The sequence below is a fragment of the Tenericutes bacterium MZ-XQ genome (assembly GCA_002838205.1).
GTDB lineage: Bacteria > Bacillota_I > Bacilli_A > Acholeplasmatales > Acholeplasmataceae > Mariniplasma.
Window position 1 is genome coordinate 2,140,059 of record CP017950.1, and the last position, 17,141, is coordinate 2,157,199.

Here is a 17,141-nt window from a genome sequence, read left to right on the forward strand (position 1 = left end):
TAAATATTATATCACAATCAGGGTATTAATCCTATATTTATGTGATGGTTTTTATATTACGTCATTTGATAAAAAATGTATAAAAAAAGTGGTTCCGTAACGAAACGAAACCACTTTGTATCAAATCTTATTGTTTAATAAAAATTATGCTGGTTGATGAGATCCTAAATAATCAAAAGTATTTTGTGGATAGACAACCCATTCACTTTCTGTGAAAGTTGCATTAGGAGCACTAACCACTCTAACTAATGTATATTCTGCAGTAGCACCAGTTCCTACTGGCCAAGATGAACCTGGATCAACACCAATAACGCCAATCAAATCAATAATTGTCTCTGTAGTACCATCTAATTTGATAAGTGCAACAGCATCGTCACCATTATAGAAAGTAACACTACTTGATATATCTCCCACATTCTTGATTGCATCAACTGAAGAAGCATTGTAAATTACAAACACTTCACCAGGTTGTAAAGTTCCTGATAATGTAATGTTGTTACCCATCTCAGAAGAACCATTTGAATATACAGCAACTTTATAATTGCTTAAGTCAATTGCTGCATCTGTTGGATTATAAATTTCTAGTGCCTTATTGCTAGATGAACCTTCAATATATTCAGAAATGAATAATTCTGTACCAGTTGCTACATAAACGCCAACTTTAACTTCAAATACAACTTCTTTTTCTTCAGTACCTAAAGTTAGTGTTGCAGTTACTCTGATTGTATATTGTCCACTTGCAGGAACAACAACTGCACCAGTAGCAGCATCAATAATTGAACTGTTTGATGAGGTCCAAGCTATGCTTGAACCTTGATCGCCAGTTGTAGGTAATGTTAATGTTGTGTTTTCAGTATATGATGCTTCTAATGATAATGCCATCGCATCAACTGCAACTTTGTTTGCATCATCTAATGTACCAGCAGATAATACTGTTGTGCTTGTATAATATAGATGTGGAGCATTTCTCCATGCTAAAACCGTTTCAATGTTTATTACATCGCCGATTTGAATAGCATTTAATGCAGTCTCAGCTTCAGTTGATAAAGCAGCTCTTGAATCCCACTTCAACTCAACTGTTTCATTTGCTGCTGGTCTGCTTAGCATAATATAAACATTACCATATTTGTCAGATGATACATCAGATACATAAAGATTAGTTAACTCAACAAGCATACCTTGATAAGGTAGCATATCATCATTTAACGCAATTGCATCTACGTTTGTAGCAGCAGGTAATGTACCTGTAGTTAATGCTTCAACATGTGTTGGAGCAACTTGTCTTAATCCACTATACGTGTCACGAGCACCAGTAACGATCACTTCTTTGCCAATATTCGCTACTAAAATACCCCTGATTGCAGAATCACTTGTATAAACTGCAATACCACCAGTAGTATCTTGAATAAAGAATGTTCTGTAGTACTCATCCGCGATTACAACACCTTGAACTTTTAATTCTACGTCATCTTCTAATGCTTGAGCAGCTAATATAGTGATAATGTCACCAACTAGAATTTCAAAAGTTTTAGTTTCTGTTAATGTGTCTAAAGTGATTGTAGCAGTTAATGTTACTAAAACTTGTTTCATATCTGCAGGAACAGTAATCATACCAGCGTCAGTAATAACATCTGTGTTATCTGAAGTCCAAGTAATTGTAGTTCCTAAATATGCGTCTAATAAAACTAACGTTTCATCTTCAAGTACAACATCATCTACATCTACAGTTAACGCAGCTTTAGTTGCAGCTACAGCAGCTTCATTAGTTAAAGTTCCTTCAGTAATCATTGTAGTGTCAGTGAAATATAAGTATGGTGCGCTATTCCAAGCAAGTGGATTCACGATATCTAAAACATCATTTTCAGCAATTGCGTCTAATACTGCTTGTGCCTCAGTTGATAAATCAACTCTTGAATCCCATTTCATTGTGATTTCATTAGCAGTAACACCATCAAGTAAAGTAACATAAACGTTACCATAACTATCTGAATCAACATCAATAACGATTAAACCAGTTAATTCAATTAATTGACCTTGTAAGCCTTCTAATGAGTCTGCATCTAAACCATGTTCATCAGCGTTTACAGCAGCTGGCATAGTTGCTTCACCAACAAGTTCAAATGTAATAACGTTTGATAATTGGATTAAACCTCTATAAGAAGCTCTTTCAGCGATTAATGTAATTTCTTTACCATAGTTTGCTTGTAAGAATGCTTCAACATCATCATCACTTGAATAAATTGCAATACCACCTGTTTCATCTTGGATGAAGTAAGTGTTTTGATATTCAGCAGATGTAACAATACCAGTTACTTCAACTAAATGACCATTTCCTAATTGGATTGCTTTTAAGATTGTAATGTTTGGAAGTTCACCTGCATCAAATGTCACTGTAAATACAGTTTCAACATCACCTTTAGTGATTGTTGCAGTTAATGTAACTGCTTCTTGTCCAGTTGCTGGCATTGATAATACGCCAGTTGTTAAATCAACTAGAGATGAAGTTGTTTCCCAAGCAATTGTTGCACCATATTCTGTTGATGTCATTAAATCAAATGTTGTTTCTTCAATATATTCATAATCAAACATCTTATCTAATACATTTTCAGCCATATCTACAACTTCTTGATCACTTGGAGTAAATACGATTTCATCATCTTCACCAACAAATACGATTGTATGGATTGTTCTGTCACTTCTATAACCATATAAAATAGCGTTAAATGTAACAGTCATACCATCATATTGGTCAAATGCAGCTTTATTAGATTTATAGTAAATCATTAATGCGTTATCTGAATAAGCAGAGTTTGCATCTGTATTGATGTCTCCGCCGTCATAAGCTGGATTAACAAACACTGTATCGTAATTGCCATCACCTTGTACTCTTACTCTAGCAGTGATTTCATAATAAGTGTATCTAATTAAGTTAGTTGCACCATATGTTGGAGCAGTGTCAGGTAGCATTGCTTCGATATCAGTTAATGCTGTAGGTGTAATTACTGAAACTTCACCATCTGATTCTCTAGCTACTGTTGGTAACTCAGGAGCTTCTGTAGCATTTAACTGTGGAGAACCAAAGTAAACGTCATATGCACCATAAATGTTATAAACCTTACCAACTTCAACATTAGTTGCGCCATAAACTGCAAGTATATCTGTACCATCAGTAAAGAAATATGTATCTGATGTCATACCAATAACAGTTACATCTTCAAATGAAATATAATCACCAGCAACTGCATTAGTTAATGCGTCATTGATACTTGCATATGGTGTAGGATCTACTAATAATGCAAGAACTAAAATATCAAATTCTTTGTATAATACTTTACCATTTAAGAATAATGATGCAGTTAAAGTAACTTCAATGTCACCTTCATCTTTAGTAGGTCTAGTAACCATACCATCAGGTGCAATGATTTCTGGATGTGTTGACATCCATGTAACTGAAACGCCATCTTGTCCAACTTCAGTTGGAAGGTTGATATCTTGACCAACACCACCACTAATACCATCCAATAATAATGCAGTATAAGCTTCTTCTAATTTTTGATCAACAGGTTTAGAAGTGTATGCTAATACTTTGACTAAATAAGTCATTTCTTCATTTTCAATCGTTGCAGTTAATGTAACCACTTGGTCTGTTTCACCAAAATATGGTCTATGAACTGTACCATCAAGTTCAATAATGTCTTCATTTGAAGAAGTCCATGTTACATCATAACCTAATGATGTTTCAGGAAGTACGATATTTGCAGTTGTGATATAGATATCGCCATCTTTATATGCACGTCCACCGATTTCAACTGCAGCAAGTGCATCAGCTGGATCGACAACTTCTTCAGCGCCAATAACTGTAACTGTAAATGGAACTGTTTCTTCAATATCCCCCAATGTTAATGTTGCAGTTAATGTAACTTCTGTGTCTGATTCAGGTCTAGTTACAACACCAGCGTTACTAATAACATCTGGGTTTCCTGAAGTCCAAGTTATGCTAATTTCACCAATAGATTCTGGTAAAATCAGATTTTCTGTCACTGAATTTTGTGAATCGCCGCTTGCGTATGTTACTGCGACTGTGTTTAATGCTTCATCAATTAAATCTTGATCTGAGTCGCCACAAGCAACTAAAACCAAAGATGTAAAGATGACAAACATAAACATCATCAAAACTCTAGATAAATTAAATCTTTGAGATTTCATTTTATTCCTCCGTTTTTTTGTTTATTTTTGAGTCTATTCGACTTCTAAAATATCTATGTTATAAAACTATCCCGTATGGGGAAGCTGATAACCTAACTAATTACGCACCTTTTTTAGCTTCATTATAAGCTTCATCAAGTGCACTTTGAATATTTCCATCACCTAACATAATACGTTCTAAAGCTAGGCCAACTTGATTTCTAGCTCTTGAAGAACCAATAAATGCTGGGTCAAAGAACATATGTCCTGATTGTTGGTATGCAGCGTTTGCAGCAAGTGCTATAGCACGAGCTTGAGCATTTGTAGTTGATGGATTGTTTAAGAACGCTTGATACTCTGTTGATTCATAAGCACTCGTTCTTACAGGTAAATAACCAGTATTGATTGCCCAATGTGTCGTTACTTCAGTTGAAATTAAATATTTCAAGAATAACCATGAAGCTAATTTTTCTTGAGCAGTACCAGTGTTCATGAGTGATACGTTTGTACCTTGTTGAATGACAGCTTTTTCATCTGGCATGTTTTCATTATATGGAACTGGTGCAACACCAATTTCAAATCCGCTACTTGGAACGTTGTATGTAACACCTGCAGATGAACCAATTGTTACGAATGTTTGTTGGTTAACAAATGGAGTTGATGCATAATCTTGATCCCAGAATTCTGGAAGTGTAAAGATATCATTATGATCTTTTAAGAATTGCATAGCAGCAAATGTTTGTGCATTTTCATGCCATAAGAACTCACCTTCATAAGTTGAGAAGTTAAGTGCTGTGTAAGCTCCACCAAATTGTCTTGCAAAAGTAATAAATGCGTTACCAGTTGAATCATATGCAGCAGGCACGACTAATGCTTGTGCAGCAGCAATTTGATCAGCTAGTTCAGCTTCTGTTTTAGTAGGATTTGCAGCTAGAACCTTAGCTTTTGCAATTGCTCTACCTTCAGCTTCTAATTGTGGTGCGATATCAACGATATCTTGCCATGTTTGTGGTACAGCTAACCCTAATCTATTAAATACTGTTTGGTTGTAAATCATAACTTCTGTTGATTTGTTAAATGGAAGTGAGTAATATGTACCATTTGCATCATATTGAGTATTTTCTTCTAAGTAAGAAGCAATAACATCATCAAGCGCATCATCACCATTTAAACCAAATGTTGCAGAGTTAATGTATGGATTAAGACTTAAAACTGCATTACCATTTAAGTACTCAGCTACATGGTCTGGATATCCTTGAACCATATTAGGGAAATCACCAGCAGTAATCGCGTTAATCATATTACTCTTTAACGTATCATAATTACCAGCACCTTCAGGAATAACGATTGTAACATTTGGATATAAATCCATAAATTCATCAGCATAACCACGAATTAAGTTTGCTTTATCTTCGCCCATCGCATGCCAGAATTCAATAGTCACTGTATCCGTTAACGCCGATGGAATACCACTATCTACAACTCTTAATGTAATAGAATCACTTGCACGTACACCGTCATAAGTTACTCTAATATTAATTGTATAAGTTCCTGCAGTATCTAATAAATATGCACCACTCACTACAATAGTATCTGTAATATCAGTACCATCTGGAGCTTGCGCAGTAATACCAGCAAGTGGATCATAATCGCCAGAACCGATAAAATAAGTTTGTTCATTAACAACACCGAACAATTGTGGTGGTTCAACATTTGTATCACCTTGAACTGTTAAGTTGATTGTTGCAGTTGCTGGAGCTCCATCACTGTCTTCAACTGATAATGTGATAACGTATGTACCAATAATATTGTTATCTCCAGTTTCATAACCGCTAACTGTGATTTGATCTGTCAAATCACCATCTTCTTCATCTTCAGCTGTTACTCCATCAAGTGGATCAAAGTCATCTCCTTGTTGAATCACTTGAGTAGGATTTTCAACTGTTATGGTTGGTGCTTGATTTCTTCTTGTTGCACAAGCAGAAAGTGTCAAAACACCCAGTAAAACTAAAATTGAAAATAAAACTTTCTTCATTCTAATCCTCCTAAAATATTTATATACTATATCTTTATAGATATTTTTAACCTTTTGTACCACTTCTTCCAACACCAGAAATAATGAACTTCTTAAGTGAGAAGAATAATATAATTAATGGAACAGTTACAAGTGCAGTTGCTGCTAATTGGATATTATAAATCGGTCTAGCATCACTTGCTCCGGAATCTGTTGTAAAGCTCGTACCACGTAGTGCTACTGAAATCAACCAATTATCTTGAGATCTAGTAACTAACTGTGGCCAAATATATGCATCCCATGCACCAATTGCACTTAATATGATAATTGTGATAATGGTAGGTTTGGCGATTGGAATCATGACTCTAGTTAAATACTTAAAGTCTCCACAGCCATCAACACGAGCCGCTTGGTATAGTGTATCTGGAATTTGTTTGAATGCTTGTCTTAAGAAGAATATATAGAATACACTTACCATAAATGGGAATATAAGCGCAGCCATTTTATCAATCCATCCTAGATTTGATACAGTTACATAGTTAGTAATTGTATATAATTCTCCAGGAATCATCATCGTAAGTAATAAAACTGAAAAGATAAAGTCTCTGCCTTTAAAGTCTAATCTTGCGAATGCGAATGCCGCTAAAATAGTTGTTGTAACCGTACCTAACATCGTTAATACACCTACAACAATTGTGTTCCAAATGTATGTACCAAAATTAAATCTAGTAATTGCGATTCTAAAGTTCACCCATTGCATTTCTCCAAGTCCAATCACGAATCTTGGATTTAAGGACTCAGTTAACTCAATATTTGTTTTTAATGCTGTTAAAATCATCCAATAGAATGGAATAAAGATGAAAAGTGCCATCAGTGTTAAGAATGTATAAGTTATGGAAAGTCTAACAATTTTGAGCATAAAGTCTCTTTGACTAATTTTCTCTAAGTCTTGTTGACTCTCTGATTGAGCAGCTCTTCTTTCTTTTCTTTCTTTTGCTTTTTTAAATGTCTCTCCAGTTAGGAAAGCTTTTGTTTTATGGCCTGCATTGATCATTGTTTGCTTGAATTTATATCCTTTAACAAGATCTTTCATCATAAAACCGATATGGAATCTTAAGACCGCTGAAAACGGATTAAATGTCAATAAACTCATTGCACTATATAAGTGTTGTGTTCTATATGACCATTCATCAACCTCAACAGCTTCTTTACTAAAATATCTTCTCATATTTTGGAAAGCAATTGGTGTGAACACTAATAGATATCCAAGTAAGAGTCCAATGAGTAAGTTTACCGTTGTTTGAATAACTGTAAACCCTAAAACTGTATATTCAGTGTTAGGATCAACCACATCAGTGATTGCTGCCGGTTCAACAAGTGCACCGAATAAATATGCAACAAGAATAAATGCAAAGACAACATAAACAATATCGATAAGGTTAGCTATGATTTGTATGCGTTTAATTTCATTTGTAATTTTTCTCATAATATCCTCCCTTTATCAATAATGAACACGTTTCTTACCAACTCTTAATTGAACTACGGTGAATACCATAATGATTAAGAATAATAAGATTGCAGCTGCAGCAGCTTCACTTAACGCGCCATTTCTTCCAGTTTCTTGTAAATACTCATAAATGAAGAATACAATTGTCTTTAAATTGATTTGACCTGATGCACCAGTTGTAATGATACCATTAACATTAATTATGGCTACAACTGATGAATATGTCTTAAATGCGCCAATGATTGAAGTAACTAAGATGTAGAAAATCATTGGAGAAATCAAAGGTACAGTAATTCTTCTAAATTGTTTGTTTCTTGATGCTCCATCGATTTGAGCTGCTTGATAATATTGTTTATCAATACCTTGAATACTTGATAAGAATACAATAATTTTAAATGCAAGACCTGCCCAAACACCATGAATTAATATAACTGACATTGCAGACCAATATGTTGCTCCAACGCCTATCCAAGGTACTGGAGTTCCACCAAACCATGTCACAATTTGATTTGCTAACCCTAAGTTATATAAATCATTGGTATTACCTTTAAACATAAATGCGAATACTAAACCAATCGCGATTGAGTTTGTAACATAAGGTAGGAAAAACATGTTTTGGAAAAAACCTTTAAGCGGTTTAATCGAATGCATAGCCACCGCAATAAATAATGCGACAAGAATCGAAATCGGAACACTAACAAAAACGATGATTGCAGTGTTTAATACAGCTTGTCTAAATCCTGACTCACTAAGAACCGTTACATAGTTACCGATGAGTGTATAACCATCAAATTCTCCGGTAACAACGTTATATCCTGAGAAAAAGGATACTAAAAATGAATTAAAAATTGGATAAAAAGTAAATACGCCTAATATAAGAATAGCTGGTAGTAAAAAGAATATCGCTTTAAACCAACCAGGTAAATGTGCAAAAAATCTAAGGTGATTTCTTTCTAAGAAGTCATTGATCTTAACAGAAGCATGATGTGTTTTAGATCTAAATGTCCATCTTAACTCTCTAATAAACTCTTTCATGACAGAATGTTTCCTGTTTCTTTATCAAAGATATGAATCTTATTCTTCTTAACGGCAAGTTTAATTGTTTTTTTACCTTCAACAGATTCTGAATCCACTAAAGCGCGTAATTGCTTATCTCCAATCATAAAACGAATCATTGTATCTCTACCTGTATGATCAATATCGGTTGTATCTACATTAAATCCGTTCTCATCAGCTTTAAAATCTTCTGGTCTTAACCCTAGAACGTATGAACCATCAGAAACTTTTGTTTCACCAAGTACAGTACCGTCAAGTAGTTGTATTTTTCCTTTTTTAACTTCACCGTCAATCACATTGATTGGTGGGTTACCTAAGAATTTTGCAACAAATAAATTATCTGGTTTGTTATACATATCTTGAGGTGCATCCATTTGTTGCTTAACACCAAAGTTTAAAACAACCATTTGATCACTAATGCTCATTGCCTCTTCTTGGTCATGAGTAACGAAGATCGTTGTAATACCTGTTTCTCTTTGGATACGTTTGATTTCTTCTCTGGTTTGTAATCTTAAGCGTGCATCTAGATTTGATAGGGGTTCATCTAATAATAACACTCTTGGTTTTTTAACAAGAGCACGTGCAATCGCAACCCTTTGTTGTTGTCCACCAGATAATTGAGATGGTTTTTTATCTAGTTGGTCTTCAATACCTACAAGTTTAGCCATTTCATAAACTAACTCATCTGCCTCTTTCTTTTTGATATTTAAATTTTCAAGAGGAAACATGATATTTTGTCTAATCGTCATATGTGGATAAAGTGCATAATTTTGAAACACTAATCCTATACCTCTTTTTTCTGGAGCTAAACGTGTAACGTCGTCTTCTCCAAAGTAAATTTTCCCATCTGTTGGTTGGTGTAATCCTGCAATCATAAATAAAGTGGTAGATTTACCACATCCTGAAGGTCCAAGTAATCCAACTAATTTGCCTGATGGAATTGTAACAGTTAAGTCGTCTACTGCTCTGGTTTGTTTCCCCGTTTTATCAGTAAACACCTTTGTTAAATTCTCTAATCTAATCTCCATGTCTGATTCATACTCCTTATTGTAATTTTTTTAAATGAATAAAAATAAAAGCACTCCTGGCTGTCCCAAAAGCACTCAGCTATTTATATATGAAAAAAACGAAATTATCGTTCTCATATTCATGGTTTGAAAAGCATTTTGTAAAACATACATAAATTGCTCACCTCAACACTTGTATTATATAATAATACCCATGAAATTTCAATGACCAACCACAAGGTAATTTTACAATTTTACCTAAACTTTTCTAGCGAAAAATATGAAAGCGCTTTTAGGGGTAAATAAATTATATTATATAAAGCAACGAATGTCAATTCTAGAAGTCTTAAAATGCTATTTTTGTAAAAAAATAAGTGCTAAACAGCACTTATTTATATCTATTCGTGTTTTTAAGTTGTTTTTTAGAATTCGCAGTTTTTTGGAGTTCTAGGAAACGGTATGACATCTCTAATGTTTTCTACACCTGATAGATACATGATGAGTCTTTCAAATCCCATACCATAACCTGCATGAACACATCCGCCATATCTTCTCAAATCTAAGTACCATTCTAGGTCCTCTTTAGGCACATGCATTTCTTCCATGCGTCTTTCTAAAACATCTAATCGTTCTTCTCTTTGTGAACCACCAATAAGTTCTCCTGAACCTGGTACAAGTAAATCCATTGCAGCAACTGTTTTTTGATCATCATTTAAGCGCATGTAGAATGCTTTGATGTCTTTTGGCCAATCCGTAACAAACACCGGTGATTTAAAATGTTTCTCAGTTAAATATTTTTCATGTTCAGTATTAATGTCTTGTCCATGTTTAGGAAGATTCTCAAATTTAACATTCGCATTTAGAAGAATATCGATAGCTTCCTTATGAGTGACTTTTGCGAATGGTTTGTCTAAAACATTTTGAAGTTTTTCTTTTAGTCCTGGTTCTACAAATTTATTAAAAAATTCCATTTCCTCAGGAAGATGTTCATATACATAATTAATGATGTACTTCACCATTTTTTCTGCAACTTCCATATCTTTTTCTAAATCAGCAAACGCCATTTCGGGTTCAATCATCCAAAATTCTGATGCGTGTCTTTGTGTGTTTGAATTTTCAGCTCTAAATGTAGGTCCAAATGTATATACGTTTTTAAACGCTAATGCATATGCTTCAGCTTCCAGTTGTCCAGTTACTGTAAGGTTAGTACGTTTACCGAAAAAATCTTTTTTAAAATCAATTTGTCCATCTTCATCTTTAGGTACATGTTCTAAATCAAAAGTAGTGACATTAAACATTTGCCCAGCGCCTTCGCCATCATTACCTGTAATAATTGGTGTATGCGTGTATATAAACCCTTCTTTTTGGAAAAAGTCATGGATTGCAAATGCTGCAACACTTCTTAATCTAAAAACAGCATGAAAAAGATTCGTTCTTGTTCTTAAGTGAGCAACCTCTCTTAAGAACTCTCTAGAATGTCTTTTTGGCTGAATTGGATAGTTTTCTGGTGAATCACCCAATAATTCTATCTGAGTAGCTTTAATTTCAAAAGGTTGTTTCATTTCAGGTGTTAATACCAATATGCCTTCTACTTTAACGCTACTTCCAACTCTTATTTTTTGAACTTCTTTAAAATTTTCAAGTTTTTGATCTTCATATACGACTTGAATGCCTTCAAAAAATGTGCCATCATGAAAGTTTAAAAAACCAAACTCCTTTTGAGCACGATTGTTTCTAACCCATCCATTTAATGTCACTTTCTGATTGCTGTAAGATGCTTTGTTTCTAAAAATCTGTTTTACTGTTGTTTCCATATTTCCACCTCTTTTAATTAAAAAACATCCTTAGATAAACTCTAAGGACGTATGATTACGCGGTACCACCTTAGTTCTAGAAAAAATTCTAGCCCTCTAAATCCTATAACGCAGGTATGCGGATAGTTCTACTTTCACTGATGTGATTTCTTCTATCTCTCAGAGTGTTATTCACCTTAGTTATTGATGTTGGTTTCCACCTTTTCCAACTCTCTAGTAAAAATAGATCTAAGGTTACTTGTCTCTTCATTGATTTCTATATCATTATATATGGTAATGATGATTTTGTCAATCTATAGATTTATCTATTAAATTCTTTTTATATTATTATATAATATAAACTTATGTCATTCTTCTTCACTTTCATCAAGAATGGTCTCAATTTCATCTGCATCTTCATTATCTTCTTCGATTAAATCAAATTTAGCATCCTTAATATTACTGAATTTTTGACTAATTTTCTTACTGGTTTTATCCACAAGATCTGCTTGTTTAGAGACGCTTATGATTGCTCTATTGAGTTTTTCCCAACGTTCATCATATCTCTTGAACTCTTCCCCTAGTTTTCTTAACTCCTCTAGAATAATCGATGTTTGCTCATCTCTTTCCATATTTTTAACAATCGTTTGAATCATGGTAAGTGTTGATAAAAGCGTGGTTGGCGACGCAATCCAAACTTGATGTTTTTGAGCATAATCCATGATATCTTCATGATATGATGTGAGTTCTGCAAATATAGCCTCTGCAGGAATAAACATAATTGCTTGATCAGATGTCTCTGTAGGTATAATGTATTTATCTTTGATTGCATTAATGTGGTTTTTAACATCTTTTTTAAACTCTTTTTCAGCATTTAATCGATCTTGTTTGCCTAACCCTTTATCCATCATTCTTTTGTAGTTATCTAGCGGAAACTTAGAGTCAATGACAATGTCTCCGAGCGGCTCTGGTGCATGTACCATTGCATCTGCCATAAAACCATTTGTCAAAGTTATTTGTTTCTCATATAATTGTTTATTTTCACCCATAACAGCAGTGAGTAATTGATAGAGTTGAACCTCTCCAAATATACCCCTGGTTTTCTTATCAGTTAAGAGCCCATTAAGGCTAACAACTTCCTCTGATAAGACTTCAATTTTCTTTTGAGCTTCATCGATTTTTGCGAGTCTTTCAATGACGTTTGTAAAGGTTTCTGTGGTCTTTTCAAAACCTTGCCCTAACCGCTGTTCTACCTTCTCATTGATTTGAATAAATTGCTTATCAATTTTACTCATCATGTAGTCTTTAAACTCATTTAAATCCTTTTGACTTTGCTGGTTTGAATGTCCAACTAGAGTTGCTACATCTGCTTTAAAACCACCGAATTCTTTTTGTAGTTTCTCGTTAAAGTATCCTTGAATATCTTTTTCAACAGATATATGCTGACCTGGTTTATGCTGATTTAATTTGATTGAAATATAAACCATTAAAATCATGATAAAAGCGACTATGCCTAAAATAACATATTCAATCCATTCCATATTTATCCCTCCACATCTTCCAGATAATATATATGCACAATATCATCTATAATCTCTACATAAAAACTTATATATGTTTGTTCACTTAAAATAATATCATTTACTGATGTGATAAAACCGTCATCATTCAGTGCTTTTGAATAATTTGTTTGTTTATCTTCAGGAACCATCACATCTTGATATGCTCTAGATACCAAATCAGTACAATAATATTTATATTCCATATCTAAAAAGAATAAGAAATTATACAAATTTTTATCTACTTTATCATCTGCATAAGCTACAGCTCCATTAATTTGTGATTCACTAACATCTTTCACCCTCATACCAATAAAATCTTTTCTATAGTAAGATCCGAAATATTCATAAAACTCACTACCTTCAGCGCGATATCGTGGGTTAAGAAAATAATTATTACTGGTTTTGTTTACAGTTACGCTATAATCGTGAGGTAATGATCCATCATGAGAGATGATATCCCATAATGTTTCATCGCTATCCGGAAAACCGACCGCTTCTATGAATTGGTTGTTTTCGTTTTTTATTGCTGCGTGTCCGCCAAAATAATACGATATAAATTGATGTATGAGAAATTGATCCGGGAATGGTGAGTCTTGTGACATAAATATATCTCCAGTTTGTCCTAAGTACTTCCTAGACTCGTCATAAAAAACTGATCTGGAATCATTTAATTCATACGATGTTTCACGTGGAACTTTATAGTATCTACGTGTCTGAAACACATTGGATTGATACTCGTAATTTTCCTCGTATTCAAAAATAGCGCGATCTTTAAAATCGTTGATCTCAGCTCTAACTAACAAATCTTTAGTAACAGCCTTACCAAAAGTAAAAATGCCTGCACCTAGGAGAAGTAAAACTATCAATTTTAGGGAAGAAAAAACAATGTTTTTCTTCTTATATTTTTTATTTTTATTGAGTTTTGAGTGGAAGATTCTTATCATATTTTATCACCTGAGTATAGTTGTTCATATTATATCACAACCTTAAAAGAAAAAGAGTCTTATGCACGCATAAAACTCTTTTAATTACTATTTTTTAGGCTTAATTACTAACGCACGATCTTCGCCTTCGCCCTCAGATTCAGTAACGACGTCTCTCCACTCGCTTAATTTCGTGTGGATGATACGTCTATCAAATGAATTCATCGGATCCAACTTAACAGCAATCTTAGTTTGTGCAACTTCTTTAGCTGTTTTAGTTGCTAGAATTTCTAGTTGACGCTTTCTGTTTTCGTGATAATGTCCGATATCAAGTGCGACAATTAAATGTCCGTCAACAAACGTGTTCAAATAGTTTCTAAGCATATATTGTATAGAAAGTAATGTTCTACCTTCTCTACCGATTAACAATGCATTTTCATCACTATCAATGCTATAGTGAATTTCTTCACCATCGTTCAAAGTTCTTACTTCCATTCTAGAACCGATTTCCATCGTTTGAAGGATGTTTTCTAAATACATTTTTCCTTCAAGTGCTAAATTAACATTTGGAGTTGCTTCATAAGTTGCTGAGGACCCTATACCTAATAATCCCTTTTTTTCTTTTAATACTGTTAATTTGATTTTATCTAGTTGTATCTTTAAGGCTTCAACAGCCATTTTTTCTGCTTCTTGTAATGTTTTTGCTTCAATTTCAATTCTCTTTAACATAAACTCACCCCAACAATTGTTTTTCTTGTAACTTAGCGTGTTTCTTCTCATTTAATTTTCTGTTAAATAGTGTTTGACCTAATGAATAAATATTACCAAAAATCCAATAAAGTGCTAGGGCATTACTTTGATAAGAAATGAACATCATCATAATTACCATAAAGTAACTAACAAACTTCATTGTCTTTTCTGTTTGTTGTGCCTGTGGATTTGCATTATGTTTATATGTGTTTTTAGCATAACTTGGTTTTTTCATTGATATTTTTTGTAATGTAAACATTGTTGCCCCAACAATAGCTGCTAAAATTAACGCTGTAATACCATCATTTGTGTTTGCTAAATTGATGCCTAAGAAGTTTGTATTTGATACAGAATCAGCATACATACCACCTTCAAGTGATATACGTCTAACTACCCCATACATAGCGATGAAGATTGGCATTTGCAAAAACGGCATTAAACATCCTAAAACGTTGATTCCGTGTTTCTTATATACCTGCATCATTTCCATTTGCATCATTTGTTGTGATTGAGGATCTTTTCTTGTTGCATATTTTTGCTGAACACGTTGCATATCTGGTTGTGCAACATTCATTTTCATTGTCATGTCATTGCTCTTAGCATAAATTGGCCAAGCAAGTGTTCTTACAACAATAGTTGTAAATAAAATACCTAATGCAAATGAATTCCCTAAAATTGATGCGAAAAACTGCATGATGAATGCAACTGGTATCACTAATACATAATCAAAGAATCCAGCATCTTCAGTTGTGATTGGCTTTTCACCACCTGCAACATAAACTTCAAAGTTTTCTGTATACCCTTCGTAAGTAAATGAAACTTCATAACTGATTTGATTCTTAAATCCATCTTCTCCAAGAGGATCATAATTGTTATCTGAAAATAAAGCAGCAAAAGCTTCTTCATCTAGTTCTTCGTGAACTTTAACAATATCTCCGTCTTTTTCAACTGCGTATGCTTCGATATCTTTAACATCGAAAGTCTCACCCATATTGTATAAAATTCCATCTACAGTTGGGAATCTGAACGCCACCATAACAATCTCGTTATCTTCAACAACTGTCTCAGGTTTAATATATATATTAAATGACGCTTCAATATCATTTGTTGTAAATGTAAATGTTTGAACGCCACCTTCAATGCCTATTTCATCTGGTGATACATTTGATGGAAGTAATCCTTCATAGACAACTGGCGCTTCAGGTGCAATTCCTGATTCAGTTAATGCCCAATAAGATAACCCACCTTCTCCTTTAAAAACAATAGAGTTTCTATCTTCATAGTCAAAAACAAGTTTTTCTCCATTTGTTCCGTAAGGATTGTTTACGACGATATGCCCAACTTCATCAGATCCGCCGCATGATGCCAGTGTGATGACGAACATGAACATCATTGCGATAAAAAATAATTTCTTATAATGTTTTTGCATTTTCGTTCTCCAATAATTTTGATTTTTTTAAGAGCGATTTAAGCTCCTCTCTCATTTCTTGAAATGAGAGTCTTTTTGCTTTTGGTTTAATAACTATTAAAATGAGTGCATCTTTTCTAAAAGCATCTTTAAATTCGCTGACAATCATCCGAATTCTTCTTTTTGCTAGATTTCTTTCAACAGCATTGCCATATTTCTTACCAATAGACATTGCGAACCTAAAGTTGTTAGCTTCTTGGTCTTGATCTTGATATACACCAAAATAATCGTTATTTTTCGATTTTCTTTTCTTATAGATCGCATCGATTTCGCTATATTTCTTAATGCGATATTTTTTTTCCATTTTTTATATATTTTAAAAGAAAAGACTACTCAAAAATAACATATAGTTATTATTTTAATCGAGTAGTCCTAGTGTTTTAAAATAATTCAATTTATACAGTTAATTCTGCGCGGCCTTTCAATCTGCGACGTGCAAGTACGCGACGACCACCAGCAGTTGCCATTCTCGCTCTAAATCCATGAGTCTTTTGACGTTTTTGCTTACTTGGTTGATATGTTCTTTTCACAAATAAAACCACCTTTCTTGCGAAACCATGCTTTTTTATTATATAAAAAGTATTTGTGTTTGTCAACAATAAAAAAACTTTTTGATTTCTTATTTAATTTGTTTCAATTTTCTGTTTGATCGATGTGTATAAATCAATCTATACACTGTGGATAACTTACAAACATTTTACACACATTGTGGATAACTGGATAAATCTATTAATTCTCTTTATAAAGGTATTATCTTTCATATTTTATCCACATTCAGGAAAATAACTTAATGAAATAGTAAGAAGTTTTCCACAAAAATTGTGGATAAGTTTTTAGTTCATATGGTTTGATTTATGATAAGATATCAATACAGTG

Annotated in this window: 12 protein-coding genes; all 12 read right to left on the reverse strand. The window is 33.5% G+C overall.

The annotated features are described in order from the left end of the window. Window positions 1-144: 144 nt before the first annotated feature. The 12 genes from BK011_10440 to BK011_10495 all read right to left on the reverse strand — a co-directional run bounded on the left by BK011_10440 (window position 145) and on the right by BK011_10495 (window position 16,795). A complete protein-coding gene (locus BK011_10440; GenBank protein ID AUD66086.1) occupies window positions 145-4,206 on the reverse strand; it encodes a hypothetical protein in 4,062 nt (1,353 codons plus the stop codon). Window positions 4,207-4,306: 100 nt separating this feature from the next. Next, on the reverse strand, window positions 4,307-6,220 hold the full coding sequence (locus BK011_10445) for a hypothetical protein (protein AUD66087.1): 1,914 nt from the start codon (window positions 6,218-6,220) through the stop codon (window positions 4,307-4,309). A gap of 46 nt (window positions 6,221-6,266) precedes the next feature. Continuing rightward, window positions 6,267-7,118 carry a hypothetical protein gene (locus BK011_10450; protein AUD66195.1) on the reverse strand — a complete coding sequence of 284 codons (852 nt, stop codon included), beginning with the start codon at window positions 7,116-7,118 and terminating at the stop codon, window positions 6,267-6,269. Window positions 7,119-7,700: 582 nt separating this feature from the next. Further along, a complete protein-coding gene (locus tag BK011_10455; protein ID AUD66196.1) occupies window positions 7,701-8,609 on the reverse strand; it encodes a hypothetical protein in 909 nt (302 codons plus the stop codon). Between the two features lie 128 nt (window positions 8,610-8,737). Then, window positions 8,738-9,790, reverse strand: a complete 1,053-nt coding sequence (locus tag BK011_10460; GenBank protein AUD66088.1) for a sugar ABC transporter ATP-binding protein — start codon at window positions 9,788-9,790, stop codon at window positions 8,738-8,740. A 401-nt stretch (window positions 9,791-10,191) separates the two neighbouring features. Beyond that, window positions 10,192-11,583 carry an asparagine--tRNA ligase gene (locus tag BK011_10465; GenBank protein AUD66089.1) on the reverse strand — a complete coding sequence of 464 codons (1,392 nt, stop codon included), beginning with the start codon at window positions 11,581-11,583 and terminating at the stop codon, window positions 10,192-10,194. 347 nt (window positions 11,584-11,930) lie between these two features. Then, window positions 11,931-13,103 carry a hypothetical protein gene (locus tag BK011_10470; GenBank protein ID AUD66090.1) on the reverse strand — a complete coding sequence of 391 codons (1,173 nt, stop codon included), beginning with the start codon at window positions 13,101-13,103 and terminating at the stop codon, window positions 11,931-11,933. A gap of 2 nt (window positions 13,104-13,105) precedes the next feature. Then, window positions 13,106-14,068, reverse strand: coding sequence for a hypothetical protein (locus tag BK011_10475; protein ID AUD66091.1), 963 nt, complete (start codon window positions 14,066-14,068; stop codon window positions 13,106-13,108). Between the two features lie 87 nt (window positions 14,069-14,155). Next, complete coding sequence (locus tag BK011_10480) at window positions 14,156-14,776, reverse strand: hypothetical protein (protein ID AUD66092.1); 621 nt, start codon at window positions 14,774-14,776, stop codon at window positions 14,156-14,158. A gap of 4 nt (window positions 14,777-14,780) precedes the next feature. After that, window positions 14,781-16,226, reverse strand: a complete 1,446-nt coding sequence (locus BK011_10485) for a hypothetical protein (protein ID AUD66093.1) — start codon at window positions 16,224-16,226, stop codon at window positions 14,781-14,783. Beyond that, a complete protein-coding gene (locus BK011_10490; GenBank protein AUD66094.1) occupies window positions 16,210-16,569 on the reverse strand; it encodes a ribonuclease P protein component in 360 nt (119 codons plus the stop codon). The genes BK011_10485 and BK011_10490 overlap by 17 nt, the downstream gene beginning before the upstream one ends. Before the next feature lie 91 nt (window positions 16,570-16,660). Then, window positions 16,661-16,795 carry a 50S ribosomal protein L34 gene (locus BK011_10495; protein ID AUD66095.1) on the reverse strand — a complete coding sequence of 45 codons (135 nt, stop codon included), beginning with the start codon at window positions 16,793-16,795 and terminating at the stop codon, window positions 16,661-16,663. Window positions 16,796-17,141: the final 346 nt, after the last annotated feature.